28 protein-coding genes, 5 tRNA genes and 1 riboswitch are annotated in these 26,220 nt (G+C 47.6%); of the genes, 5 read left to right on the top strand and 28 right to left on the bottom strand.

Annotated features, from left to right (window positions below; all coding sequences use genetic code 11):
- Positions 1 to 12 precede the first annotated feature (12 nt).
- On the bottom strand, positions 13 to 1,629 hold the full coding sequence (locus Q0Y65_RS00710) for a glycoside hydrolase family 25 protein (RefSeq protein ID WP_297955530.1): 1,617 nt from the start codon (positions 1,627 to 1,629) through the stop codon (positions 13 to 15).
- Positions 1,630 to 1,837: 208 nt separating this feature from the next.
- Here Q0Y65_RS00710 and Q0Y65_RS00705 point away from each other — a divergent pair, with 208 nt between their 5' ends.
- Positions 1,838 to 2,788, top strand: coding sequence for an RluA family pseudouridine synthase (locus Q0Y65_RS00705; protein WP_297955528.1), 951 nt, complete (start codon positions 1,838 to 1,840; stop codon positions 2,786 to 2,788).
- Here the strand turns inward: Q0Y65_RS00705 and Q0Y65_RS00700 are convergent.
- Positions 2,781 to 3,632 (bottom strand): prephenate dehydrogenase, encoded by an 852-nt coding sequence (locus tag Q0Y65_RS00700; protein ID WP_297955526.1) that lies wholly within the window; start codon positions 3,630 to 3,632, stop codon positions 2,781 to 2,783. The genes Q0Y65_RS00705 and Q0Y65_RS00700 overlap by 8 nt on opposite strands.
- A gap of 158 nt (positions 3,633 to 3,790) precedes the next feature.
- On the opposite strand from Q0Y65_RS00700, the gene Q0Y65_RS00695 reads away from it, so the two are divergent.
- Positions 3,791 to 4,528, top strand: a complete 738-nt coding sequence (locus tag Q0Y65_RS00695) for an SH3 domain-containing protein (RefSeq protein ID WP_297955524.1) — start codon at positions 3,791 to 3,793, stop codon at positions 4,526 to 4,528.
- A gap of 38 nt (positions 4,529 to 4,566) precedes the next feature.
- Here the strand turns inward: Q0Y65_RS00695 and Q0Y65_RS00690 are convergent, their stop codons facing one another.
- Positions 4,567 to 5,988 (bottom strand): D-alanyl-D-alanine carboxypeptidase family protein, encoded by a 1,422-nt coding sequence (locus tag Q0Y65_RS00690; protein ID WP_297955522.1) that lies wholly within the window; start codon positions 5,986 to 5,988, stop codon positions 4,567 to 4,569.
- 246 nt (positions 5,989 to 6,234) lie between these two features.
- On the opposite strand from Q0Y65_RS00690, the gene Q0Y65_RS00685 reads away from it, so the two are divergent.
- Both Q0Y65_RS00685 and Q0Y65_RS00680 read left to right on the top strand, forming a co-directional pair.
- Positions 6,235 to 6,897, top strand: a complete 663-nt coding sequence (locus Q0Y65_RS00685) for a metallophosphoesterase (protein ID WP_297955520.1) — start codon at positions 6,235 to 6,237, stop codon at positions 6,895 to 6,897.
- Positions 6,898 to 6,955: 58 nt separating this feature from the next.
- Positions 6,956 to 7,426, top strand: coding sequence for a TspO/MBR family protein (locus Q0Y65_RS00680; protein ID WP_297955518.1), 471 nt, complete (start codon positions 6,956 to 6,958; stop codon positions 7,424 to 7,426).
- A gap of 204 nt (positions 7,427 to 7,630) precedes the next feature.
- Here Q0Y65_RS00680 and Q0Y65_RS00675 read toward each other — a convergent pair whose 3' ends face one another.
- The 14 genes from Q0Y65_RS00675 to Q0Y65_RS00610 form a co-directional block, all read right to left on the bottom strand.
- Positions 7,631 to 8,404: a TatD family hydrolase gene (locus Q0Y65_RS00675; protein WP_297955515.1), complete on the bottom strand. Its 774-nt coding sequence runs from the start codon at positions 8,402 to 8,404 to the stop codon at positions 7,631 to 7,633.
- A gap of 2 nt (positions 8,405 to 8,406) precedes the next feature.
- Complete coding sequence (gene thiE / locus Q0Y65_RS00670; RefSeq protein ID WP_297955513.1) at positions 8,407 to 9,045, bottom strand: thiamine phosphate synthase; 639 nt, start codon at positions 9,043 to 9,045, stop codon at positions 8,407 to 8,409.
- A 5-nt stretch (positions 9,046 to 9,050) separates the two neighbouring features.
- Entirely contained in the window at positions 9,051 to 9,647 is a 597-nt protein-coding gene (locus tag Q0Y65_RS00665; RefSeq protein WP_297955511.1) for a thiamine phosphate synthase, read from the bottom strand.
- On the bottom strand, positions 9,640 to 10,893 hold the full coding sequence (gene thiH / locus Q0Y65_RS00660) for a 2-iminoacetate synthase ThiH (RefSeq protein WP_297955508.1): 1,254 nt from the start codon (positions 10,891 to 10,893) through the stop codon (positions 9,640 to 9,642). Before thiH ends, Q0Y65_RS00665 begins: the two co-directional genes overlap by 8 nt.
- Positions 10,894 to 10,905: 12 nt before the next feature.
- Positions 10,906 to 11,388: a GNAT family N-acetyltransferase gene (locus tag Q0Y65_RS00655; protein ID WP_297955506.1), complete on the bottom strand. Its 483-nt coding sequence runs from the start codon at positions 11,386 to 11,388 to the stop codon at positions 10,906 to 10,908.
- A complete protein-coding gene (locus tag Q0Y65_RS00650; protein ID WP_297955503.1) occupies positions 11,388 to 12,158 on the bottom strand; it encodes a thiazole synthase in 771 nt (256 codons plus the stop codon). Before Q0Y65_RS00650 ends, Q0Y65_RS00655 begins: the two co-directional genes overlap by 1 nt.
- A 12-nt stretch (positions 12,159 to 12,170) precedes the next feature.
- Positions 12,171 to 12,809: a sulfur carrier protein ThiS adenylyltransferase ThiF gene (thiF, locus tag Q0Y65_RS00645; protein ID WP_297955501.1), complete on the bottom strand. Its 639-nt coding sequence runs from the start codon at positions 12,807 to 12,809 to the stop codon at positions 12,171 to 12,173.
- A 1-nt stretch (position 12,810) separates the two neighbouring features.
- Entirely contained in the window at positions 12,811 to 13,005 is a 195-nt protein-coding gene (gene thiS / locus Q0Y65_RS00640; protein WP_297955499.1) for a sulfur carrier protein ThiS, read from the bottom strand.
- 53 nt (positions 13,006 to 13,058) lie between these two features.
- Positions 13,059 to 13,165: riboswitch (TPP riboswitch) on the bottom strand.
- A 54-nt stretch (positions 13,166 to 13,219) separates the two neighbouring features.
- Complete coding sequence (locus Q0Y65_RS00635) at positions 13,220 to 14,089, bottom strand: sensor histidine kinase KdpD (RefSeq protein WP_297955497.1); 870 nt, start codon at positions 14,087 to 14,089, stop codon at positions 13,220 to 13,222.
- A gap of 27 nt (positions 14,090 to 14,116) precedes the next feature.
- A complete protein-coding gene (locus tag Q0Y65_RS00630) occupies positions 14,117 to 14,992 on the bottom strand; it encodes an ABC transporter permease (protein ID WP_297955495.1) in 876 nt (291 codons plus the stop codon).
- Positions 14,993 to 15,002: 10 nt separating this feature from the next.
- On the bottom strand, positions 15,003 to 15,878 hold the full coding sequence (locus tag Q0Y65_RS00625; protein WP_297955493.1) for an ABC transporter permease subunit: 876 nt from the start codon (positions 15,876 to 15,878) through the stop codon (positions 15,003 to 15,005).
- Positions 15,856 to 16,785: an ABC transporter ATP-binding protein gene (locus Q0Y65_RS00620; RefSeq protein WP_297955491.1), complete on the bottom strand. Its 930-nt coding sequence runs from the start codon at positions 16,783 to 16,785 to the stop codon at positions 15,856 to 15,858. The genes Q0Y65_RS00625 and Q0Y65_RS00620 overlap by 23 nt, the downstream gene beginning before the upstream one ends.
- An 87-nt stretch (positions 16,786 to 16,872) precedes the next feature.
- Positions 16,873 to 17,535 carry a response regulator transcription factor gene (locus Q0Y65_RS00615; RefSeq protein WP_297955489.1) on the bottom strand — a complete coding sequence of 221 codons (663 nt, stop codon included), beginning with the start codon at positions 17,533 to 17,535 and terminating at the stop codon, positions 16,873 to 16,875.
- Between the two features lie 14 nt (positions 17,536 to 17,549).
- The gene (locus tag Q0Y65_RS00610; protein WP_297955487.1) at positions 17,550 to 18,413 is read right to left on the bottom strand and encodes a radical SAM protein; all 864 of its coding nucleotides are present in this window, start codon (positions 18,411 to 18,413) and stop codon (positions 17,550 to 17,552) included.
- Positions 18,414 to 18,640: 227 nt separating this feature from the next.
- Between Q0Y65_RS00610 and Q0Y65_RS00605 the strand changes: the two genes are divergently transcribed.
- Positions 18,641 to 18,724: transfer RNA gene (locus Q0Y65_RS00605), tRNA-Leu, on the top strand.
- A gap of 78 nt (positions 18,725 to 18,802) precedes the next feature.
- On the opposite strand, the gene Q0Y65_RS00600 is transcribed toward Q0Y65_RS00605, so the two are convergent.
- The 11 genes from Q0Y65_RS00600 to Q0Y65_RS00550 all read right to left on the bottom strand — a co-directional run bounded on the left by Q0Y65_RS00600 (position 18,803) and on the right by Q0Y65_RS00550 (position 26,075).
- A complete protein-coding gene (locus Q0Y65_RS00600) occupies positions 18,803 to 19,606 on the bottom strand; it encodes an RnfABCDGE type electron transport complex subunit B (RefSeq protein ID WP_297955485.1) in 804 nt (267 codons plus the stop codon).
- Between the two features lie 12 nt (positions 19,607 to 19,618).
- A complete protein-coding gene (locus tag Q0Y65_RS00595) occupies positions 19,619 to 20,197 on the bottom strand; it encodes an electron transport complex protein RnfA (protein ID WP_297955483.1) in 579 nt (192 codons plus the stop codon).
- Complete coding sequence (locus tag Q0Y65_RS00590) at positions 20,194 to 20,868, bottom strand: electron transport complex subunit RsxE (RefSeq protein WP_297955481.1); 675 nt, start codon at positions 20,866 to 20,868, stop codon at positions 20,194 to 20,196. The genes Q0Y65_RS00595 and Q0Y65_RS00590 overlap by 4 nt, the downstream gene beginning before the upstream one ends.
- Entirely contained in the window at positions 20,861 to 21,388 is a 528-nt protein-coding gene (locus Q0Y65_RS00585; RefSeq protein ID WP_297955479.1) for an FMN-binding protein, read from the bottom strand. Before Q0Y65_RS00585 ends, Q0Y65_RS00590 begins: the two co-directional genes overlap by 8 nt.
- The gene (locus tag Q0Y65_RS00580; protein ID WP_297955476.1) at positions 21,378 to 22,343 is read right to left on the bottom strand and encodes an RnfABCDGE type electron transport complex subunit D; all 966 of its coding nucleotides are present in this window, start codon (positions 22,341 to 22,343) and stop codon (positions 21,378 to 21,380) included. Before Q0Y65_RS00580 ends, Q0Y65_RS00585 begins: the two co-directional genes overlap by 11 nt.
- A gap of 15 nt (positions 22,344 to 22,358) precedes the next feature.
- Positions 22,359 to 23,636, bottom strand: coding sequence for an electron transport complex subunit RsxC (rsxC, locus tag Q0Y65_RS00575; protein WP_297955474.1), 1,278 nt, complete (start codon positions 23,634 to 23,636; stop codon positions 22,359 to 22,361).
- Positions 23,637 to 23,838: 202 nt separating this feature from the next.
- Entirely contained in the window at positions 23,839 to 25,560 is a 1,722-nt protein-coding gene (locus Q0Y65_RS00570) for a choice-of-anchor A family protein (RefSeq protein ID WP_297955472.1), read from the bottom strand.
- 196 nt (positions 25,561 to 25,756) lie between these two features.
- Positions 25,757 to 25,830: transfer RNA gene (locus Q0Y65_RS00565), tRNA-Cys, on the bottom strand.
- Positions 25,831 to 25,835: 5 nt separating this feature from the next.
- Positions 25,836 to 25,911 (bottom strand) — tRNA-Gly (locus tag Q0Y65_RS00560).
- 4 nt (positions 25,912 to 25,915) lie between these two features.
- Positions 25,916 to 25,992, bottom strand: a tRNA-Asp gene (locus Q0Y65_RS00555).
- A 7-nt stretch (positions 25,993 to 25,999) separates the two neighbouring features.
- A tRNA-Val gene (locus tag Q0Y65_RS00550) sits at positions 26,000 to 26,075 on the bottom strand.
- Positions 26,076 to 26,220: the final 145 nt, after the last annotated feature.

Genomic DNA, 26,220 nt, shown 5'->3' with positions numbered 1-26,220 from the left:
ATGTTTTATTGATCAGAAACCGTTGATATGGGCGTTCTTCATTACCTTGGGGAAATCAAGATAAGCATAATTGCAGTTTACATAGCCCTTTATGCCGTTGACCTTTCCCTCATTTGTGAACTGCCACATATTGAAGTTCTTATTGAAAGCAGGCTTTGATACACCGTAATGAGCTACCCATACATCATATTTTGAGTATACTGACGGGTCTATCCTTGTATTAAGGAAGTTCGCATAGCTCTTTACACCTACATAATAGCCCTTTTTCTCAAGTACTGAACAGAAAGCATTGATTATTTCGGTTATCTGCTGATTGCTCAGTGAAGCAAAAGACGCATCCTCAACAGCGTAATATACAGGATATCCGAACTTGTGTCCCTTTATGACCTCATAGCAGGCCTCTGCCTCACGGACAGCGTCCTCGGCAGATGTTGCGTAGCTGTACCAGTATACGCCGCAGTTAAGTCCTGCCTTCTCGGCGCCTTCTATATTTGCCTTGAAGTACTTATCGGTCTGGGAAGCGTCATTGCCGTATCCCGCACGGACAACAGCATAATCTATGCCTGAAGCCTTAACCTTGTCCCATTCGATCTTGCCCTGCCATACAGAAACGTCTATACCCTTTGCAACGCCCTTGTTCATGCTCAAAGGATAGAGCTTCTCACTTGAATCAGTCTCTCTGCCGTCGGGCTTATAGGTATCGGGAGATATGAGATAGGGATAATTTATGTAGCAGTGATCCAGGTCTACCTCGGTAGATATACCGTTGACCCTGCCCTTTGCATTATACTGCCACATTCCGTAGTCATAAGAATATCCCGGAGCTGCTACGTCCCAGTGAGCTACCCATACAGCGTATTTGTCAAGCACCTGCTGATAAATCTTTGTATTCAGCAGACTTGAAAAGCTGTATATACCTGCGCAATAGCCCCTGGACTCTACTGTTGAGCAGAAAGTATCTATTATAGATGATACCTGAGCAGTGGAAAGCTGCTTGTGTCTTTCCTCTTCTATATCGAAATAAACAGGATAAGTTATGTTATAGTCCTTTATGACCTGACAGCATGACTCGGCCTCGCAGCGGGCAGCTTCAGTATCAAAAGCATAGCTGTACCAGTAGATACCGACGTCCACGCCGGCCTTCTGGGCTTCTTCGATATTGTACTTGAACCATGTATCCACCTGGTTGGGATATTTATTGGCATTTCCGTAGCCTGCCCTGATGATAGCGTAATCTATACCGCTTGCCTTGACAGTCTTCCAGTCGATCTTGCCCTGGGCATAGGAAACGTCTATTCCTTCTGTCTTTTTGTACATCATGCTCTTATCGCCTGAATGGAGCTTGACATACTTCTGATGGGCATCGTAAATATCGAATACATTGTAAGGCGTCTGAGTTGTAACGGAAGCGGCAGCTACCGTATCAGCCTGAGAAGTCGGCTCAACAGAAGGGCTTCCCACCTTATGGTACTGTTCGGGAACAGTCAGCTGATCCTCCTCTTTACTTTCCGTGGAATATGTGATATCATTATATGTATCGGAGTCGGCTGCCGACGCAGACATCGCAACTCCCGAGCTAATGATACTACACGTCATCAATAAGGAAAGTAAAGCCTTGCAGATCTTCATAGCTTATCGAACTCCTTTTTTATTAAGGTCGCAAAAAGAAAAACGCTATTAACGTTTCTTTTGGTCAATTATACCATACTATTGATCGAATTTCAACCTTTTTATAATAAAAAAGTGAATAGATTATTAATTTTTGTGAGGTTTGAAGAATTTCGTGAAGTCTTTTTGTAACTTATGGATACAATTTTGTAATAATTGAGGAGCATATATGAAAGAGTTTATCATAAATGAAAACGACAGCGGTCAGAGAGTGGATAAATTCATATCCAAGGCACTGCCCGAGCTTCCGAAAAGCATGATGTACCGTCTTATCAGAAAGAAGGACATCAAGATCAACGGCAAACGGTGTGATATATCCGATCGTGTAAATACGGGAGACAAGGTCACGGTATACGTCAGGGACGATGTTGCCGCAGAAAAGAAACACGATATGAGCTTTCTCAGATGCTCTGCCGAAATAGATATCGTTTACGAGGACGAGAATATCATCATCGTCAGCAAGCCCGAAGGTCTCGACTCGCACTCCAACGGCAGTCCCATGACGGATACCCTTATCGACAGGATAAAGCACTATTTATATAATAAGAAAGAATATCAGCCCGAAAAAGAAAGCTCATTTGCACCTGCTCTTTGCAGCAGGCTTGACAGAAACACCTGCGGACTGGTAACTGCCGCAAAAAATGCAGCTGCTCTCCGTGATATAAACGAAGCCATAAGAAACGGAGCAGTCCACAAGATATATCACTGCATCACTGTATCGCCTCCGCCCCGTACCGAGGATATTGTCACTGCATATCACAAAAAAGACGAGTCAAGAAATCTCGTAAGGATCTCTGACTCGCCTGAAAACGGCTTCAAGCCTATAAAAACCGGATATCACGTTCTGAACTCAAAAGGAGGCCTGTCGCTCCTTGAGGTAACGCTCTACACGGGAAGAACACATCAGATAAGAGCTCATCTCGCACACATAGGCGCTCCCGTGCTTGGTGACGGAAAATACGGCAATATCGCAGTAAACAAGCGGTACGGCTGCTTCCGTCAGACCTTGTGGGCATACGCTCTGGATTTTGAGCTTCCGGAAACCTCTGAACTCAGCTATCTCAACAAGCTGAAGATAACCGACAGGACTCCCGCATTTGAAAAGAGGTTTTTCAGTTAGGCTGTCCGACTCTGTGACGGAGGTTCTCCTCTTTAAGCTCGCGACCCTCGGCTATAAGCGCCCGCATCTTTTCAGAATCGCCTTTTTTCAGCGCATCGCTGTACTTTGTAAGGTTCTCTATAAGCGTATCCAGCTCATACTGAAGATGCTCCCTGTTCTGCATAAACAGGTCAGTCCACATCTTCTCGTTCATGGTAGCAATACGGGTCATATCCTGAAAGCTGCCGCCGCTGAATCCGCACTCAAGCCCCAGCTCGGGGCTTTTTACATATGCACTCGATACGATATGGGCAAGCTGCGAGGTATAGGCTATCATTTTGTCATGGTTTTCGGGACTGGTAACAACTATCTTGCCTGCGCCTATTTCCTTTGCAAGACCGCTGAGCATATCCACATCTGACTGCTCACTGTCCTCAAACGGTGCGATTATAAAGTTTGCCTTTACGAAAAGATCGGCTGTGCTGTTATAGTATCCGCCGAATTCCTTGCCTGCCATGGGATGAATGCCTGTGTATCTGAGACCGTTTGCGGAAGCGATAGCCTTCATACGCTGTGAAAACTCGCCCTTTATGCCGCAGACATCGGTTATAAGCGTGTTTTTGCTTATCTTTGACGCATTTTCTGCGAAAAATCTCTCCGTACCCTCGGGGAAAAGAGATATTATTATCAGATCATAGCCTTCGTAGCTGCCGTCAAACACTTCATCAAGGGCAACGTCCCTGAGAGCAGCATTCTCGATATCATGATTTATATCACAGCCGGCGACTGTATGATATGTGTACTTTTTCAGCGCCTTACAAAGCGAACCGCCGATAAGGCCAAGTCCTACCACTAATATTTTCATTGCAGTGATACCTCCATAGTTCTTTTATCATTTAAAGTATAACGCTTTAAAACCAAAAAGTCAATAGGCTTATGAGCTTTTTTCAGAAAAACCTATATTGTTCCTTCAGCATATAATGGAATGAGAGCTTTCTCATATCTATTGAAAGGAATGGTAATATGCCAAAGGTCTTTTTAAGTCCGTCAACTCAGGAATGGAACCAATATGCCACCGAAGGCAATGAGGAGCTTTACATGAATCTCCTCGCCGACCGCATGGAGCCGTATCTGCGTTCCTGCGGTATAAGCTATGTCAGGAATGATCCGGTCCGCAACGTTACAGGCGCTATAGCCGACTCAAACGCAGGAAGATACGATGTTCATCTTGCTCTGCACTCAAACGCGGCTCCCGAATCACTGTCGGGCAGACTAAGAGGTATAGATATATACTACGCACCAAAAAGCAGCTTCAGCAGGAAGCTTGCCGATATCATATCAAATAATCTGAGGGAAATATATCCACTGCCCGATAAAGTAAGAGCTGTCCCGACATACTCTCTGGGGGAGGTGCTGCGGACGAGAGCTGTTGCAGTGCTCTGCGAGCTGGGATACCATGACAATTACGCCGATGAGGCATGGCTGAAGAATAATATGGAAAGCATTGCAAGAAATATCGTTGATTCCCTCTGCGACTATTTTGGTATTCCCTTTGTTCCTGCGGGAGCCGTGAGACGAGGCACGGTCACTACCGACGGCAGCAACCTCAATATCAGGGACTATCCCTCACTTTCGGGAAATATTATAGGTTCGGCTCCCGACGGCGCTGTAATGACCATAAACGGCGAAACCAACGGCTGGTATGTGGTAAACTACAACGGGATAACCGGTTATTCATCGTCGCAATTCATCACATTATAAAGAAATACCGTACAGTGATTCACTGTACGGTATCTTTATTATTTCTTGTCGTCATTCTGCTGCTGCCTGCGTCTGCGGCGGTCCTTGTCATTGACCTTAGGAACAGCATATATGGGCTTCATGGGCTTCGCCTTGCTCTTGAAAACTATATACGAGTATACGCATACTATGATATATATAGCACACAGCAGGAAGGACACCATAAGAGCCTTGTTGAACCAGCGGGATTTGGTGAACATCTTGGCAACATACATATTGTACTTTGATGTGGAGCGCTCAACATTGCTGACAGCTACCAGCTCTACCGTGCCAAGCTCCTCTCCGGAATACTCAAGCGTTACCTTTCCGAGGGGCTCGCCCTTGGCAACAGGTGCCTGAAGCGAATTCTTGTACCATACGACCTTATCGCGGCTTATAGTGGATATATCCACCTCGTCATACCAGAGAAGCGAGAATTCCTCCTTGGGGATCGCAAGAACATAGTCATTCCCATCGGCAAGCTCTACAGGAAGCTCGCCTACCTCCGCCGTATCGGCAAGTATCACCTGATAGGAAAAATGATCGAACGCCCAGTCAAAGAGCGCCATAGCGTCGGTGATATGGAAGAAGGTGTTGTCGCCGTCTGCGTTGTTCAGGGGCGACTTCATAAGCACGGCAAGGTACTTGTTTCCGTCGCGGCTCGCCATTGTGATGATGTTTCTGCCTGCACGCTCGAGGTTTGCGGTCTTGATACCCTTGGCGCCGCTGTAAGCATAATCGCCCTGGCTGTCCATCATAACGTTTGAATTGGTCCAGATCCACTTATCCATCTCAGGGTGATTCTTGGGGTTGGGTACCGAAGGTGTATATGTGAATGCGGTGGATATATTCTCAAAATACGGCACTCCAAGAGCATATAACGTCAGCTTCAGCATATCATTTGCTGTCGTATACTGATCGGGATCATACATACCGGTAGCATTTGTGAAGTGAGTATCCGCCATTCCAAGCTCTGCGGCCTTGTCGTTCATCATTTCCACAAATTTAGAGGTATTGCCTTCACCTATCTTATAGGCTATGGTCTCGGCAGCCTCAACAGATGAGGTCAGCATCATGGCGTGAAGAAGATCGGTATATGTCAGCACATCTCCGTCCTCTATCTCCGCAAACCTCAGATCATCGGGGAACTCTATATTATAGAGGTATTCGTATACAGACTCGTCAACTGTTACCTCCTGCGAAAGATTGGAACAGTTTTCGATACAGAGCACTGCCGTCATTATGTTGACAAGAGGTCCAGGCATCTGCTTGGTATCGGCATTTTTCTGATGAATGACAGTATTGGAATCAAGATTTATCAGTACAGCAGATTCACTCTTTATCGGCGACGGAAGCGGGAAATTCACCGCCTCTGACCTGATACTGCACAAAAACGGAAGCACCATTACCATAGCTGCTATAGCAGATAATAACTTCTTCATACATTCTCCTTTATTTCAAGCGGCGAACCGCAGTAATCAGCTTACAAAAAAGCCCAAACTATATTATAGCAGATATTTATCCGTTTTAAAAGGGGTTTCAGAAAAAAATTATGAATTTTCAGAAAAATTTCTTCAGACTCTTTACCTTTGGGAGAAAATATGCTACAATGTAAGTACAAAACGACAGCGGCACAGATATATATACAGCCGCACAGATAACAGAACAAGAGAACGGAGGTTTTTAATGTGATCTACGTTACAGGAGACACTCACGGAGACATCAGCCGCTTTAAAAGCCCTGAGATCAGAAAGCTCGGAAGAGGCGATACTCTAATAGTTGCAGGCGATTTCGGCTTTTTCTGGGATAATTCCAAGCGGGAAAAAGCTGCGCTGAAGAAGCTGGCAGACAAGAATTACACAATAGCCTTTCTTGACGGCTGCCACGAAAACTTCGATATCCTTGAAAAATACCGTCCCCAGGAATGGCACGGCGGCAAGGCAAGGGTCATAATGCCGAATATCGTCCATCTGATGCGCGGACAGGTCTATACCATCGAAAAAAAGAAGATCTTCACCTTCGGAGGCGGCCACAGTCAGGACATTGAGTTCAGACGGGATAACGACTGGTGGGAACAGGAACAGCCTACTCAGGCAGAAATAACCGAGGGTATAGCTCACCTCAGAGAGAACCGCTACGATGTGGACTATATTATCACTCATGAGCCCCCTGCTTCCCTGAAGGACTGTCTCGGCGTCGATGTTCTTGAAAGACTGGAAATGCACGCTTTCTTCGAGGAGATAATCAAGACCTGCAATTACAGCAAGTGGTTTTTCGGCAAATGCCACATAGATAAGCATATCCCCATAAAATTCTATGCAGTATTCAACAATGTACTGCCCCTGAAATAGACATATACAGAGCAGATCCGACATAGTATTTACTATCAAATCAAAAGAGGTAAATGCTATGAAAAAACTCAAACTTACGGATCTGCTTATTTTTATAGTCACAGCTGAGCTTGCAGGCGCATTGTCAGCTCTTTTCACAGGAGACTATTCCGCCTTCTACAATGAATTCAAGGCTCCGCCTCTCCTGCCGCCTGCATGGCTGTTCCCCGTGGTATGGGCTGTTCTTTACGCTCTTATGGGCATATCCGCTTACATGATATGGCGTAACTGCTCCGATAACGAACGCAGTTCTGCGCTGAGACTGTACTACATACAGCTTGCCGTCAATTTCTCATGGAGCATCATCTTCTTTCGCTTCAAACTCCTTGGTGCGGCTGTTGCTGTGGCGCTCCTTCTTTTTGTACTTGTCGGAGCCATGATACTCGCCTTCCAACGGGTAAACAGAACCGCTGCACGGCTCAATATCCCCTATCTGATATGGCTGGGCTTCGCAGCATATCTCACCACCGCCGTTTATATAATAAACTGAGGGAATTATTTGTAAAATTATATCCAATAATTTAATATTGATTTAACTTATCTTCTGCTGTATAATGTAATTACCCCATAAGGGAATACCACACAGGAGGTCTGAATTATGTGCTGCAACAATATCTGGGCAATGATATGCAAATTACTCGGTATCTGCAAATAAGCCAAAAGGACTGCACGGTTTCATCTCCGTGCAGTCCTTTTATATGCCGAAAAATCTCTCGGTATTCTCTTTCAGGAGCTCTGTGAGCTCGCACTCGTCTATCTTCATATTCCTTGCAAGCTCGGCTACAACATACTTTATGTTCTGCGGTACGTTGGTACGGTCAAGTCCCTTTATATTCCTTGGTGTCAGGTATGGAGCATCAGTTTCCGCCATTATCCTGTCCCGGGGGATATATTTAACCGCCTCGCGAAGAGGAGCTCCGCGCCTTTCGTCGCATATCCAGCCCGTTACGCCGATGTAGAAGCCCATATCGACATACTTTTTCAGAGTCTCCTTGTCGCCTGTAAAGCAGTGTACTACCGAACGACTGCATATGTCACTATGCTTTCTGAAACGTGCGATAAAGTCATCTGTCGCCTCACGCTCGTGAAGGAACAAGGGCTTTCCAAGCTCCTCGGCGATCTTTATATGATGTTCAAAGCACCTTATCTGATTCTCCCGTGTGGAAAACATCCTGTCATAGTCCAGTCCGCATTCTCCCACAGCAACTATCCTGTCGTTTGAGGAAACGATCTCTCTTATACGCTGAAAATCCTCAGCTCTTGCGCTGTCTGCACTGTGGGGATGTATGCCGCAGGTGCCTGAGCAGCCGTGGTCCTTTACAAATCTGTTCACGCTCTCGCTGCTTTTCATATCCGAGCCCGTAAGTATACAGTATACGCCCTCGTCAGCTGCATCGTTTATTATCCTTTCGGGCTCTCTGAACTGTTTGCAGAACAGATTCAGCCCGATATCATAGTATTTTATCATATTTACCTCACTGTTTCAAGAGCAGCCCTGCGAAGCTCCACAGCAGCCTTCCTTACGTCATCAGCACCGAAAACCGCGGATACTACTGCAATGCCGCAGTGTCCGCAGCCTGCTATAGCGGAGACATTTCCTGCATTTATACCGCCGATGGCAACAGCAGGTATACTTACACAGCCGCATATCTCCGTAAGCTGCCCGGGAGTTATCCTGACAGCGTTTTTCTTTGTGGGCGAAGGAAATACTGCACCTACGCCGAGATAATCGGCTCCCGAGCTCTCGGCAAGCTTTGCCTGTTCAACAGTTTTGGCAGTGGCGCCGATTATAAAGCTGTCCCCCGCTCTGCGCCTGATCTCCGCAACGGGTGCGTCCTCGATACCAACGTGAACTCCGTCGGCACCGCATTTCAGCGCCGCCTCGTAGTTATCATTGATTATAAGCGGAACGCCGTATTTATGACATATTTTCAGCAGCTTCCTGCCCTCGGTGATCATATCATCTCCGTCTGCGTCCTTTTCACGGAGCTGGACACAGGTAACACCGCCAAGCAGAGCCTGCTCCACAGCCTCCTCAAGACTTATGCCGCGGAGACACTTTCTGTCCGTCACGGCATACAGAAGAAGATCCTTTTTTTCAATATTCAATGGTATCACTTCTTTTCAAATTCTCTGATATAGGCAGCCGGATCGCTGCATTTCATCAGGCCGCTCATAACGCAGGCGCCTGACGCCCCTGCGCTCCTGACAAGACCGATGTTATCGGGAGATATACCGCCTATGGCATATACGGGAATATCGACACTGCCGCAGACCTCCCTGAGGAAATCAAGTCCCCTTGGAGCAAGACCTTTTTTGCAGTCTGTTGCGAAAACATGACCTGCCGTGATATAGTCCGCACCAAGCTCCGCAGCTTCCTTTGCATCGGAGACAGAATGACAGGAAGCTCCTATACATTCAAAACAGGCTTTTTGCGTATCGCTCAGCTCACGCAGTATATGGAGCGGAAGATGTATGTTCTTCCAGCCAAGCCCCGCGGCAGCTCTGTGATAATAATGAAGTATAAGCTCTGCTCCGCTTTCATTGCATATTTCTATCGCTTTCTCTGCAAGAGCAATGTAGTCATTCTCGCTGAGATCCTTCTCGCGGAGAATGATCGCCTTTGGCGAAGCCTGAGCGATCAGTCTCAGTCTGTCCGTAAACTCTCCGCTGCAAAGTCCCCGCGCAGTAACACAAACCACATCAGACATAGAGATAATCATTGAGTACAGGCTGGAGTCCTTCTTCGGACATATCCCTGTACATCTTGTCAAAGCTGCGGCTGTCGTTTATCTCAAACTGCTCATCGCCTTCCGCCGACTCGCTCTCCTTGCCTGTGTACTTGCTTTCGTGATCGCCGATACCTGTTGAAACGCCTGCGGAGACCTTGGTCGCCGCTATCTTAACGATACCGTTCCTGAATTCTTCGCTCTCACGGGAGGAAACTGTTATGCCGCAGAAGGGCAGGAATATCCTGTATGCGCAGAGTATCTGGCAGAGCTGCCTCTCATGGACGTCAAGGGGATTTATCTCGTCATTGTTTATTATGGGACGAAGTCTCGGACACGAAAGTGATATCTCTGCCTGCGGGTACTTTCTCTGGAGATAGTAAACGTGAAGAGCGCTTGCAAGGGCGTCCTTTCTGAAATCCGAAAGTCCGAGAAGAGCCGAGCAGGCTATTCCTCTCATGCCGCCCATAAGGGCACGCTCCTGCGCCTCAAATCTGTAAGGCCATACACGCTTGTGTCCCAGAAGATGAAGCTGCTCATAACGGTCGCTGTCATAGGTCTCCTGGAACACGGTGACATAGTCCACGCCGCATTCGTGAAGATACTTGTATTCATCGGTATTGAGCGGATATACCTCGACGCCTACCATGCGGAAATACTTCCTTGCCAGCTTGCAGGCTTCACCGATGTATTCAACGCTGCTCTTTGCGCGGCTCTCGCCTGTGAGGATAAGTATCTCCTCCATGCCGCTGTCGGCAATGACCTTCATCTCATGCTCTATCTGTTCCATATTGAGCTTCATGCGCTTGATGTCATTATAGCAGTTGAATCCGCAGTAAACGCAGTAATTCTCGCAGTAATTGGCTATATACAGAGGCGTGAAAAGATAGACCGTATTGCCGAAATGCTTCTGGGTCTCAAGCTTTGCACGCTGCGCCATTTTCTCGAGGAAAGGCTCTGCGGCAGGTGAAAGCAGCGCCTTGAAGTCCTCCACCGTACAGGTCTCATGATTCAGGGCTGCATTAACATCACGGGCAGTATACCGAGAATAGTCATAATTCTTCATCTCGGTCATTACCTTGTCCATGATATCCGACTTTATCTGCTCCATGCCCTCCATGTACTTCATATGATCGGTACGGGAGGCAGGATCGGTCTCAAGCTCATGTTTTTTCTTCAGTGCAGCCCCGGAGAGCTTGTCCGAGTCTACAAAATAATGATTTTCCATTGAATTACCTTCTTATAAATTAAGTACAGCAATGATCTCATCGCCGTCTTTTTCTCCGGTGGGTACAAAGCCGAAGGAACTGTACAGCCTTTCCGCCGCAGTATTCCCGGGTTCGTATGACAGCCAGCATTTCTCTGCTTTTCCGCAGGGATATGTGCGTATAAAGTCAAGCAGCAGCTTCAATGCGGCTTTCCCGATACCCTTGTGCTGATAACGGCTGTCTATCATAAAACGCCAGATATTGTATGTGTTTTCAGCGATCTCAGGCGGCGCTTCCCAGTATTCATCTGTTCCGAAGCCTATCATCGCAAATCCCACAGGCGTATCGTCATCGTATATCCCGAATGTGAAAGCGTGACCGCCGCTGCTGACGGTGGAATAGGCTTCGATGATACTCGTTCTGTTATCAGCTACGAAGCTTTTCTGTGACTCCGCAACGCTCAGTTCCAGTATATCCCATATATTGCCGCCGTTTACCTTTTCAAGACGTACCATTAATCGTGAAGGAAGCCTGTAAGCGTGTCGGAAGGAGAAGCTCCTCTTGTAAGGACACGTCCGAGACCTGACAGATAGGCCTTTCTGCCTGCTTCGATGGCCTGTTTGAAGGCCTCGGCCATAACGGGAAGGTCTCCTGCTGTTGCAAGCGCCGTATTTGACATTACAGCGGCAGCTCCCATCTCCATTGCCTCACAGGCCTGCGATGGTCTGCCTATTCCTGCATCAACGATTATCGGCAGGTCTATCTCGTCGATAAGTATCTGTATAAAATCCCTTGTGGCAAGTCCCTTGTTTGAGCCTATGGGCGAAGCAAGCGGCATTACAGAGGCAGCGCCTGCGTTCACAAGGTCACGGGCGGTATTCAGGTCGGGATACATATAGGGCATTACAACAAAGCCCTCCTTGGCAAGTATCTCCGTAGCGCGGACTGTCTCCTGATTGTCGGGGAGCAGATACTTGGTATCACGCATTATCTCGATCTTTACAAAGTCTCCGCAGCCGAGCTCTCGTGCAAGACGGGCAATGCGGACAGCCTCGTCTGCGTTGCGGGCTCCCGATGTGTTGGGCAGCAGAGTAACGCCCTCGGGGATATAGTCGAGGATATTCTCATGCTCCTTGGAATTTGTCCTGCGGACGGCAAGAGTTATTATCTCTGCGCCTGCATACTTTACAGCTGCTTCGATTAGGCTGAGGGAATATTTTCCCGAGCCAAGTATAAAACGGGAGGAAAACTCATGTCCTCCGATTATAAGCTTATCATCTTTCATATGAATTACTCCTTATATATCAAATTCGCCTGCAATTATCCTTATGACCGTATGAGCCTGATGGCCTGCACAGATAAGCACCCTTGATGAAACGAGTCCCATTCCGTCGTCAACATCGCTGACGCCGTCGCCGCAAATGTAGAAACGCTTTGCTATCCTTCTGGTGGATATCGTATTTGACGGCCCTATCCCTGCCATGCCCGATCCAGATACAAGATACTTCCCGGGCATATTCTCCAGGACACAGTTCACCAGCATGGCCTTCTGGTCTGCTTTGTCGAAGGCCTCGACTATTATATCCGCCTCTGAGAGAAGTGAGGGGATATTTGTCTCGTCAAGCTTTACTGTATCCTTCCTGATGTTGCAATAAGGCGCAATGCGGTGAAGCGTATCATAAAGCGCCACAGCCTTTGGCTGCCCCAGCTGTTCGGGAAAATACTGCTGCCTGTTGAGGTTTGAGATGTCAACTCTGTCAAAATCTATGATATGCAGTCTGCCGACGCCTGCTCTTGCAAGAGCTATGGCGATATTGGAGCCAAGTCCGCCAAGTCCGCATACTGCCACAGATGCCGATTTAAGCTTCCTTTGGAGCTCTGCGCCGTGACGCTCCTCAAGGGCGCGGTACATCTCCTGCTCCGACGGTATCGCCATATCAGCCGCCTCCCACAAAGCGGACAACCTCGACGCTGTCGCCGTCTTTAAGAATGGTCTCGTCATATCTGGCCTTGGGTACGATCTCTTCGTTTATCTCTACAGCCACACGCTGGCCGCTTATATCCATATCGGCAAGCATTTCCGCAACTGTTTTTCCGTCTTTTTCAAGCAGTTCGCCATTAATTTTAACCATATGAGCACCTCCTCAAAAAATTCAGGGAACCGCCTGCGCAGTTCCCTGAATGTACATAACAATATCAGACTCCCTACGCTGGCATTAACCAAATCAGGTCGAAGGGTCGAAGGTGTCACCTTCCTCTCAGCCTGTCCCACAAGCTCCCCTGTAAGATTTATTATATCACATATTTTTCTTTAAATCAAGAGCCGAAGCAAAAATACTTGATAAGTTATATTTTTATTACGATGGACAGCACTCCGTCATTCAGCGAGGCTGTTATCGAACCGTCCATCTGTTCAACAAGAGTCCGCGCTATGGAAAGCCCAAGCCCCGTGGAGTTCCTTGCGGCTTCTACGGTATAGAACCTGTCAAACAGCTTGTCTACCTGCACTGACGTAAGCTGAGGAGCGCTGTTTGAAAAAACTATGGTTCCGTCTGCCGAAAGAGATACAGCAAGATCGCCGCCACTGTACTTCACAGCATTGTTGATAAGATTTGAGAATACTCTTGACAGTGCGGAACGGTCAAGTATACGTTCCACCTTTTCCTCCGTTATGCTTATCTTGGGAGTTATGCCTTTTTCGATGAGCACGGAATAATATCCCGCTATACACTCCTCAAGAGAGTCGCCCACGTTCACCTGCTCCTGACTGCCGCCTTCTGCTGACATTATTACGGAATAGCTGAAAAGCTCCTCCGTAAGCTGCTTCATGGCCTCTGCCCTGCTGCTGATTATTTCGATATAGCGCTCTGCGGCCGGCGACTTCTCCTCGCTCCTGAGCATATCCAGATATCCGCAAATAGCGGTAAGAGGAGTCCTCAGATCGTGGGATATATTGGTAACAGCGTTTTTCAGCTCCATATCCCCCTGTACGAACCTGTGATGCTCCTCTCTGAGAAGCTTCAGCTCGTCATTGACCTGTTTTACCAGCCTCCTAACCTGTTTATCGCTGCTTGAAACCGTGATAAGGTTATTGGTATCCGTTTTAAGGCAGTCCGAAAAAGCCTCTGCGATCTCCCTTGCGGATCTTCGCAGGACGTACACCTTTATTATCAGTACTGCCGATAATACGGCCAGAAGAACTGTAAGAACTACCATAACCGGGCTCCTTATATTGTGATCTTGCTATTTAAGCTCCTTTTTTCTGAAGAAAACTATCCCCAGCACAGTTACCGCAGCGATGAGACCTGCGTCGATAACTGCAAATCTTGCCGTTTCCTCACCTTTGGGAGGAATGAACTCCTCGACATAACCTGTGCCGTCTCCGTAATCGACAAAATTGGTCATTGTAAATGTTTTCATGAGCTGAGTCATCGGGAGAGTGCTATCCAGTGCAGTATATACTTTTCTCTCGGTATCATCAAAAATGTCGCTATGCACATATTCCTTGCCGTTACTGCGGCACTCACGGGCATATTCGTCGTTTGTGACCTTACTGTTTACCATGGAGGAGAATACGGTAAGACATATTACGAATATCACCGACCAGACCACGGAGCTTGCCTTTGAATCAATGAGCATGGAAAAGAATACGATCAGTGCATTGTATACTATCACGAGAATACAGCATATTATCACCATCTTTATTAAGTATCCTGCCTCTTCATCAAGGATGCCGTATTTAAAATGGGTAAAAGCCACCACCAGAAGACAACCTGCCAGAAGTATCATGCCTGCTGCCGAGCATACTATCAGCTCGGTAAGATATATTGAGCACCTGGAGTGTCCTGATATTATCTTGTTCCTCATTGTACCGTAAGAATATTCGCGGCTTATGAACAGGCTGATGAAGGCGCCGGCTACAAAACTGTAGACCTCAACGAATATCAGCATGGTTAGCTGTGTTACTTCTATGTAAACATATGGCGTCTTTGACACCGTACCGGTGATCTCCGAACCGTATATCAGGTATATATTGAACAATACATCAAGTATCACAAGGATACGAAACATTTTCGACCTGAAAAGGCGGCCGAATTCAGCTTTCAGGAGTTCTTTCATACCGTTCACCTCATTTCAGATCAAGCCTGCGGAAGAGGAATACTCCCGCTGCCGTAGTTACAGCTATTATGGCTATATCGTAGATAAGCATATACTGCCAGTGATAGGGCAGCTCCCTTTCGGAGCTGAACCTGTAGACATGACACTGAAACAGGCCATCATAAAGCTGTTCCTTTATAAAAAGCTCTTTGCCCTTGCAGTTCTCGCTGTCCACACCGTATACATAGCTGTACCTGTCAAGTATATCGTATTTTTCGGGGGACATTATTTCCTCGCCGTAATCGGAAAGCTCGATACTGTGCTCCGTTATGTCTGTTGTCACTATAGTGCCCACGGCAAAGATAACAACAGCGGCTATCAGGCATACTGCAATGGAAATGGTCTTGCTCCTCAGTATCATGGTCAGCATGAGCATAAACGCAGTCAGCGCAACGATGCCTAGACTTCCCATAAGCTGAAGCTGCATCATTACAGAGAACGGATGATGAAATGCTCCGAAAAATGCATATGACGAAGCAAACGCTGCAAAAAAGAATATATACTGCATCACTATTGACGCAAAAGAACATATTGCAAAATTACATAAGTAAATGGCAGATCTGGAATTGCCTGCTACAAGCTTATTCCTTATGGTCCCCTCGTCAAACTCCATACCCGCATGGAAAACGACGAATATGCCTACAAGCACGCTTGCCGAGATAAGCCCCACATACAGCATAGTGTCATTGTATACTACCTCGTTGGCTGCCTCGTTGGAATTCCTTCTGAAGTCGATATACCTTACCACATTGCAGCTAACGCCCATTACAAAGGTGAATATGACCATGAGCCAGAAGAGCTTTCCCTTCAGGCATCGTCCGAACTCAGCTTTCAGAAGTCTGATCATTGCCGCCACCTCCTACAAGAGAGATAAAGAAGCCTTCAAGACTCTCGTCATGCTCGTTCATGGAGATGACCTCGCAGTTCTCCTCATTAAGAGCTGCCGACAGCTTTGAAAAATTCATCCTGGCAAACATATCTGCCGTTGTATCTGACAGTATCTTGTACTCTACGCCCATTTTATCAAGAGCCCTTGCCATTGCAGCTGTATCGGATACTTCCATTCTGATACACTTGCGGCAGCTTTCCTCCAGCTCCTCGGCGCTCATCTCCTTTATGACCCTTCCCTTGTCAACAAAGCCATAGTATGTAGCAAGCTTTGCCAGTTCGTCAAGAATATGGCTGGAAATAACAACTGTTATCTCCTTTTCGCGATTAAGCCTAAGTATAAGCTCTCTTATTTCTACTATACCCTGGGGGTCAAGTCCGTTTATTGGCTCGTCAAGTATAAGAAGATCGGGATTTCCTACAAGAGCAACGGCTATGCCGAGACGCTGTCTCATACCAAGGGAGAAATTCTTTGCTCGCTTCTTGCCTGTATTCTCAAGGCCGACAAGCTTCAGAAGCTCGCCGACACAACTGTAATCCGGAAGTCCGAGCATACTGCACTGATACTTAAGATTTTGCTCTGCTGTCATATCAAGGTATATGGACGGAGTCTCAACAACGGCTCCCATTCTCCTGCGGGACTTTCTTATTGCGCTGCTTCTGCCGGCTGCGCCGTATATCTCATACTCTCCCGAGGTAGGCGCCTGAAGTCCGCACAGTATTCGGAAGAATGTTGTCTTGCCTGCACCGTTCCTGCCTACAAGTCCGTATATCGAACCCTTTGGCACGCTCAGCTCTAATCCGTCAAGTGCCTTGAAGCTTTTGTAACGCTTGCACAGATCCTTTGTCTTTATTACATATTCCATAGAATGCACCTCCTTGCTTTCTGATATCATATTACATCCAAAAAGTAAAGAAAGCGGTAAAGAAAACAGTAAAGATAAAGTAAAGATTCAGGCCATTTTGAACCCTATGCCCCAGACCGCCTCTATGTACTCGCCTCCGTCAGCAGAGCGAAGCTTCCTTCGGAGATTGCTTATATGCTGCTTCAGAGAGGATTCCGTACAGTCGGGAGTGTCCTCGCTGATCCTGTCAAGCATTACGGATTTTGTTATGACCTGCTCGGGATTGAGCATGAGCAGCTTCAGTATGGCATACTCTGTCCGCGTGAGTTTGACCTCGCTGCCGCTTATGGAAACACTGTGAGTATTGGTATTGAGCCTGAGCTCCCTGTATACCAGTTCGGAAGAGTGAGCGGACGCCGACCAGCTGCGGAGCTGTACCTTGATACGCGCCATAAGCTCCCTCATATTGAAGGGCTTTGTTATATAGTCGGCAGCACCTTTCAGAAGCAGGTCTATCTTGTTATCAACGTCTATCTTAGCACTTACTATTATGACAGGTATGCCGCTTATCTTAGGAAGGAGTTCCTCACCGGTGAGTCCCGGCAGCATAAGATCAAGGAGTATAAGATCGGGTCTGGCAGCAGAAAGGAGCATAAGCGCCTCTGTTCCGGAATAAGCTCTGGAAACCCTGTAATTCTCCCTGGAAAGCGCCTCCTCAAGCATATTGCCGATGTGCATATCATCATCTATCACCATTATATGTTCGTTCATTTCATGATCTCCTGTCAGAATAATGTCAGCTGCTCGAATTTCTCGGGAAGCTCCTCCAGATAACGGAAACACTGTCCATTGTCGTGCATTATACCGTACTTTTCACAGAATTCGCCGAAAATAGCCATCAGCCTGTCATTATACGGACTGACCGCCTCATATGAGAGTCCGTATTCACGGCGGTATCTGTCGGAAAGGCCCTTGAAATGCCTGTCAAGGGCTGAATAAAAATATTCCCTGCTGCCGTCACGCATAGTTGTGCCGATGCCGTAACAGATTATCCCCTTTACGCCTGCCTCGGCACAGTACCCGAGAAGTCCCATGAGATTTTCCTCGGTATCGTTTATATACGGCAGGAAGGGAGAAAGCCAGACAACAGTGGGTATCCTCTGTTTCTTCATCTCCGAAAGCACCTCGAAGCGGCGGCTTGTGGGACATACTCCGGGCTCGATGATACGGCACAGCTCGTCGTCAAATGTGGTCATGGTCATCTGGACCACCGCCTTCTGATCTTCGTTGATTGCTGAAAGAAGGTCAGTATCACGAAGCACAAGATCGGACTTGGTCTGCAATGCAACACCGAAGCTATACTGCTCTATAAGCTCAAGACAGCGCCTTGTGAGCTTCAGCTCCTTTTCAGCAGGGATATATGGGTCACCCATGGCTCCCGTCCCTATCATACACCGCTTGCGCTTTGAGCGCAGCGCTTTTTCAAGGAGCTGCGGCGCATTTATCTTGACCTCTATATCCTCAAATGCGTGAGACATATTATAACACAGGCTGCGGCTGTCGCAGTAAATACAGCCGTGAGTACAGCCGCGGTATATATTCATACCGTTATGAGACGAAAGTATCCCTTTTGCTTCGACAAAATGCATGGCTTCTCCTTTCGGCAGGGGCATATTACTTAAAATTATATCATATATCACGGGAAACTGCAACATATAATGTACGTCAGAACATCTTCCGCCGCTGATATCAATTTTTTTCAAAAAAACACTTGACAAACGTCCTGTAATGTGGTAAAATATTTAGGTACTGCGGAACAGCCGTTGATACGGTCCGCCCCGGCAAGTCTGAGCCGGGTAAAAATCACAGACAATATGCGGATATGGCGGAATTGGCAGACGCGTATGGTTCAGGTCCATATGAACGCAAGTTCATGCAGGTTCAAGTCCTGTTATCCGCACTTCAAAAAGCTTCCCTTCACGGGAAGCTTTTCTCTTTGTGTTATTATAAAAGCCGCTGTATGACAGCGGCTTTCGTTTTATTGCGCTTTGACCTCACTGCTGTGAATGACCTTCGCAGGACAGGCTGCCATGCAGGCTCCGCAGTTGGTGCACTTGCTGTAGTCGATAGATGCGTGGAAGTTATTGACGATAATAGCCTCATTGGGACATTTCTTCTCACAGATCTTACAGCCGATACAGCCGTTCTTGCATACCAGCTTTGTTGCTTTTCCGTTGTCTCCCGATGAGCACAGAACGTCGATATGCTTTGAAAGCGGCTTTATGGTTATGAGCTGATTGGGACAGGCAGCTGCGCACTGTCCGCAGGCTCCGCAGAGTGCAGGTGTGACTTTCGCAACACCGTTTACGATCTTTATGGCGTCATGCTCGCAGACGTTCATACAGTCTCCGAGACCGATACAGCCGTATTTGCACATTCCGTTTCCGCCGTAGAAACGCTTTACAGCCTTACATGACTGAACTCCGTCAAAGTAAAATGCCTGAGATGTGGCTTCGCAGTCGCCGCTGCAGTGTACAACAGCAGTCATGGGAACTACCTCTGCTGCGGCTGTTCCGAGTATTGCGGCGATCTTGCCCGCTGCGTCGGCTCCGCCGGGACGGCAGAGATTAGTAGCAGCGCCCTTCTCGACGATAGCTGCGGCGTAGTCCGCACAGCCTGCATAGCCGCAGGCACCGCAGTTGGCCTGGGGCAGGGATTCGGCGATCTTCTCTATCCTCTCGTCCACTTCAACATGGAATACCTTTGCAGCTATAGTAAGAAGCACTCCTGCCAGTATTCCGCAGCCTCCGAGGATAAGAGCAGGTATAAGATATGTTGTCATTCCTGCACCTCCTTAGCTGAAAAGTCCCGAGAAGCCCATAAAGCTTACGGAAACTATGGAAGCGGCGATGAGCGTTGCGGGCACGCCCTTGAATGTCTCGGGGATATCGGCGTATTCAAGCTTTTTGCGTACTCCCGAGAATATTACCAGAGCAAGCATAAAGCCAAGTCCGCCGCCGAGAGCGTTGATTATTGAATTGAAGAAGCTGTACTCGTTGTCGATATTGAGGACCGTAACGCCGAGAACAGCACAGTTTGTGGTTATCAGCGGCAGATACACGCCCAGGGATTTATACAGCGAAGGTACGCACTTCTTCAGGAAGTTCTCCACCAGCTGAACGAACAGAGCGATAACAAGTATGAATACAACTGTGTCAAAGTATTCAAGTCCGTTGGGAACAAGTATACCGTGATGTATGGGATAGGTCACAAGAGTTGCACAGATCATTACAAAGGTAACTGCAATCCCCATTCCCGATGCACTGTCCAGCTTCTTGGATACGCCGAGGAAGGGACATATTCCCATAAACTTTGAAAGTACAAAGTTATCTGTCAGCATTGCCGAGAGAAGTATAACGATCATGGTTTTCACTGACAGCCACCTGCCTTTCCGCAAGCCTCCGCATTGGGACAGCTGTCACAGCTTATCTCCTTGGGCGGCTTCTTCTTTGAAAGCTTGTTTACTGCTGCGATTATCACACCCAGAGTGAAAAATCCTCCCGCAGGCATGATGAACAGAAGCATGGGGGTATCGTGTATAACAGGGATAGATATTCCCATCCACTGTCCTGCGCCTATTATCTCGCGGACGGAGCCCATCAGGAACAGGGCAAGAGTAAAGCCTATGCCCATTCCTATTGCATCGCAGGCCGATGCGATAACGCCGTTCTTGCTGGCGAACATCTCAGCTCTGCCGAATATGATACAGTTTACGGTTATAAGGGTGAGATATATGCCAAGACTGTCATAAAGGCTGGGCACGAAGCCCTCAAGCAGGAAACCGATAAGTGTAACAAAGCTTGCGATAACTACGATGAATGCAGGTATCCTGACCTTGTCGGGTATTACCTTTCTCAGCGCTGATATTACTATATTTGAACCAAGGAGCACGAAGGTAGTCGCAAGTCCCATACCTATGCCGTTCATTGCCTGTGTTGTAACCGCAAGTGTAGGACACATTCCAAGGAGCATTACCAGTGTGGGGTTTTCTTTTATAACGCCTTTTGTAAGCTCTTTTACAAGTGATGTTTTATTTTCAGCCACCGATTATCGCCTCCTTGTTTTCGTTGTATACTTTAAGTGCAGTATCTACTGCGTGCTTCATACCCTTTGATGAGAAAGTTGCGCCGCTTATGGCGTCGAAAGAGTCGGAAGGCTGTGTAAGTCCGTAGAACTGCTTGCGGAAGTCCTCCTGATCGCGGACCTTAGAGCCGAGGCCCGGAGTCTCACCGAGAGATACGAACTCTATGCCGGAAATAGCACCATTTTCGTCTATACCTACAAGTATGTTTATACCGCCCTTGGAGTAGCCGTCCGTACATACCTGAATGACCGTCTTCTTGTCGGGAGTAACGGCAATGGTCTGTACTTCGTCATATCCGCATTTCAGCGAAACTACCTTGCTTTCGGTCTTTCCGAAAAGAGTCTCAACGCTGCTGTTGAATTTATCCGCCTTCTGATCGGCGATCCTGTCCTTTGTGAGCTCATAGGCAAATACCAGGAGCAGAGAAGCTATAACGCATATCAGAGTGAGAACTATTGTAGGCTTTACTTTATCCTTCATTTTTCTCAGCCTCCTTTGCGCCAAGCACCTTTGTCCTTGTGAGCTGCTCGATATAGGGAGTCAGCACGTTCATAAGGAGTATCGAGAAGGATACGCCCTCGGGATAGGAACCAAAATGCCTTATTACAAATGTGATGATACCGCAGCCAAGTCCGAATACGATCTTGCCCTTTGTGGTTATGGGCGTTGTGGCATAGTCCGTAGCCATGAAGAAGGCTCCGAGGAACACGCCGCCTGCAAGTATCTGATATACGGGATCCTCCCCTGCTATCCAGCTCAGTATAAAGAGACTTCCTATGAATGAAACAGGAGCTGCAAGAGAGATTATACGCCTTGCTGCAAGATAAAGTCCGCCGATAAGAAGCGCAAGAGCACAGGTCTCGCCGAGACAGCCGCCTGTTTTTCCAAGGAAAAGATCAAGATAGCTTGGTACGCTCTGACCGATCTCGCTGAGCTTGTCACTGCTCATGCCCTTCAGTACAAGAGGAGTAGCTCCCGATACTGCGTCAGCCTTACCTGTAAGAGGAAGCACCCAATTGGTCATTGCCGCTGGGAAACTTACCATGAGGACAATTCGTGCGGTGATGGCAGGATTTGCAAAGTTCTGTCCCAGACCGCCGAAGAGCTGCTTAACTATGACTATGGCAACGAATGAGCCTATCACTGCCATCCAGTACGGCAGAGTCACAGGAAGGTTCATTGCAAGTATAAGACCTGTTACTACAGCGGAAAGGTCTGTTATGGTATTGTCGCGCTTCATCATACGTCTGCATACATACTCGAAGAATATGCAGCTTCCGATACATACCGCCGTAAGAGGTATAACGCGCAGTCCGAAGAAGTATATCGCAGCTCCCCACGCAGGAAGAAGCGCGATTATAACATTCAGCATTATGTTGGACGTTTTTACATAATTTTCGTCGTGGGGCGACGGCGAAACGATAAGCTTGTTCATTATCTCTCCGCCTCCTTACTTTCTTGGTATGAGCGCTTTTGCAAGCTGATTGGTCTCCGCAAGCTTTCTGTTTGCGGGGCATACATATGTACAGCTTCCGCAGTTCATGCAGAGCAGCACCTTCAGCTCCTTGAGCTCCTCAACATTGCGTATCCTGTACGCTCTGTCGATATCGGCAGGCATAAGTCCCAGAGGGCATACCCTGACGCATCGTCCGCAGCGTATACACGATGAGGTCTTGCGCTCGTCGTAGTGATTTATAGCCAGCAGTGCGTTGGAAGTCTTGACAACGGGCATATCTATATCAGGTATGCTCATTCCCATCATGGGACCGCCTGCTATAAGCTTCTTTATGGAATCAATGTCCGCCTTGCAGAATTCAAGGAGCTCCCTGAACGATGTGCCGATGACAGCCTGAACATTCTTGGGCTCACCTACAGCGTTGCCGTCAATGGTGAGACGGCGCGTCACAAGAGGCATACCTGTCTGCATATAACGGTAAAGGAAGGCTATGGTTGATACATTTATAACAATTACGCCCGAATCGGCAGGAAGCTCGCCCTCGTTGACTATCCTTCCCGTGGAATTATAAATGATGACCTTTTCTGCTCCCTGGGGATAGGACGACGGCAGAGTTATTATATCTATGGTATCGTCATTCTCAGCCATAGCTGTGAAGTTCTTTATAGCTTCGGGCTTGTTGGCCTCTATGGCAAGCTTTGCTCTCTTGATGCCGAGCTGTGATTTCAGAAGCTTGATACCGTTTATGATATCATCGGGATTTTCCATCATCTCCCGATAATCGGCTGTTATGTAGGGCTCGCACTCAGCGGCATTGATAATAAGCGTATCTATCTCTGCCTTGGGATTGAGCTTTATATGTGTGGGGAAGCCAGCACCGCCCAGTCCGCAGGCGCCGCTCTCGCGGACAGCCTTGACAAAGCTCTCCTTATCGGTAACTACAGGAGGCTTAACCTCGTCGGATACGGTCTGAAGGCCGTCAGACTCGATCTCTATCATCTTACAGACAACACCCATAGCATTGCGGTAATCGGTTATTGCCGTTACCTTTCCCGAAACGCCCGAGTGAACAGGGGCACTGAAAGCGGCGTCAGTATCGCCTATCTTTTGTCCCACCTTTACCTCGTCTCCAACCTTTACAAGAGGCTGACAGGGAGCGCCCATTGTCATGGACATGGGTATCCTCACCTTTTCGGGTACTGGAAATACTACAGTAGAGCTGTTTTCCGTATTCTTGCGGTGTTTCAGCTTTATACCGTTCAGTTTTTTCATATTATTCTCCTCAGTATCGCTGCAGCTTTACGCCGCAGATCATTGCTTAAAAAAATAAATAACGATATAAGGGCAAAAAGCCCATACAATTTATATTATATAATATTACGGAGAAATATGCAAGTGTTTTTTCAAAAAAATATACTGTTAAAAAAAATATATTCCCATAACAAAAAAGGCACCCGAAGGTGCCTTTCAAGCTTTATTTATCCCTGCGTTTTCTTGATACTGCAAGGACTGCGACCGATACGCCCAGCACTGCCGCGATACCGCAGACAGGTGTGTCTCCTGTTTTGGGAGAATTGGTCTTGGTAGTCTTTTTGGCTGATGTGGTAGTAGTGGTCGATGTTGTGCTTGCCGCTGTTGTCGTCGTGGTTGTGGTTGTTGTAGTGGTGGAGGTCGTGGTTGTTGTGGTGGTGGAAGTAGTTGTCGTGAAAGTCGTGGTAGTCGTTGTCGTGGTTGTCGTAGTAGTCGTTGTGGTGGTCGTTGTCGTGGTGGTTGTAGTCGTAGTCGTTGTCGTTGTCGTAGTAGTCGTTGTGGTGGTTGTAGTCGTAGTCGTTGTTGTCGTTGTCGTAGTAGTCGTTGTGGTGGTGGTAGTCGTAGTCGTTGTTGTCGTTGTCGTAGTAGTCGTTGTGGTGGTTGTAGTCGTAGTCGTTGTTGTCGTTGTCGTAGTAGTCGTTGTGGTGGTGGTAGTCGTAGTCGTTGTTGTCGTTGTTGTCGTTGTCGTTGTCGTTGTTGTGGTGGTAGTTGTTGTTGTTGTGGTTGTCGTTGTTGTGGTGGTAGTTGTGGTAGTAGTCGTTGTGGTGGTTGTCGTGGTTGAAGTAGTAGTTGTTGTGCTGGTAGTTGTCGTGGTAGTCGTTGTAGTTGTGGTAGTAGTTGTAGTCGTTGTTGTTGTCGTTGTGGTGGTAGGTGTTGTGGTTGTAGTCATTACCTCCGTTGCGCTAAGCATCTTGGGATTAAAGGCCGAGTAACCAAACTGTATTCCGCCAGCAAAGGACTTGGCTATAGTCGCTCCCGCAACGTGTCCGCCCTCGTCACCGCTTCCGTCTGCATCGGGAGCAAGAGTGGAACCCTGTATGGAGCCCATGTATTTGAACTTGGTGGCCTCGGTCAGATTATACAGCACAGGGAAGTTTTCTCCCTTGTCCTTTATGAAGTTTCCTTTACTGTCGTACAGCTTCATATTCATAAGCGGAAGCTTTACATCATCACCCGGAACATTGATAACAAGATACGAGCCCTCGGGGATATACACATCCACCTGTAAGTAGCCGTCGTTGAATATCTCCGCCTGTTCCGGAGTCAGAGTGATTACATTGAGGTTTTCGTCGTTTCCCGTGATCGTCCAGCCCTTTTCGTAGTACTGAGCGATACCAAGATTGGCATTGGGCTCAAGCTCCGAGAGGTACTTGCTTCGCTCACGCAGAAGCGCGAACTCCTTATCGAAGTCGATAAGCTGTCCAACGAATATCTCGCACTGGCCTTCATCGGCAAAGTGCTTGATCTCTTCACTAACAGAGCCCTCGCTTCCTACAACAAATCGCTTCTCGTCAGGCTGAAAGCTCCGGAGCGTATCGCCGCCGATCACGACCTGAGCCGCCTTTGTACCTTCCTCCAGCTTGGCGCCCACGGAGTAGGAAACAGGATCGCCCATATTGGCGTTGCCGCCTGCTGCCAGCCTTCCCTCACAGTCAGAGCCGTAAGCCGCGAAATCATCCTGAAGGAAAACGGAAAACTGCGATGCCGCACCGAGGAAATACTCGTTAGCATCAGAGATACCCAGGAGCTCTGCTCTGTTATCATCGGTCACAGGCTGTGCTCCGTTGTTTGCAGGCTTCATCCTATGTGCAGCAATCGGCACCGCTCCCACAATAAACAGTGATGTTACTACACTAAGAAAACGCCTGAACTTGTTTTTTTCCATGGCAATTCCCCCTATAAAAATATTTATATATCATTTTATCACAAATTTCAACCTTTTTCAATCTGCGTTTTACACAAAACATACATTTTTTATAACTACTCTATTCACAATTCCTCCATACATAAAAAGCGCTTCCTCAGCATATTGAGGAAACGCTTCATAAACTAAAAAAAGCACCTGCATTTGCAAGTGCTTCTGGAGGCGCCACCCAGATTTGAACTGGGGATCAGGGTGTTGCAGACCCACGCCTTACCACTTGGCTATAGCGCCGTCTTTGGAGCGGATTACGAGGCTCGAACTCGCTACCTCCACCTTGGCAAGGTGGCGCTCTACCAGATGAGCTAAATCCGCATAATGGCGACCCCGAACAGACTCGAACTGTCGACCTCCTGCGTGACAGGCAGGCGTTCTAACCAACTGAACTACGAGGCCAAAGAATTGGTGGGGACTACAGGGCTCGAACCTGTGACCCTCTGCTTGTAAGGCAGATGCTCTCCCAGCTGAGCTAAACCCCCACTTTTTCTTCCGTTCATCGGTTATCAGTTCCGACGACTTTAATATTATATCACGGCTTTTGTTTTTTGTCAAGGCTTTTTCTGAAATTTTTTCAGAAAAATTTTCGTACTTGAAAAAGCCGCGGTATTACGCCGAATACCGCGG

Origin of the sequence: uncultured Ruminococcus sp. (assembly GCF_947301925.1) — a bacterium.
Lineage (GTDB): Bacteria > Bacillota > Clostridia > Oscillospirales > Ruminococcaceae > Ruminococcus.
This window is presented reverse-complemented; position numbering and strand designations above follow the sequence as displayed.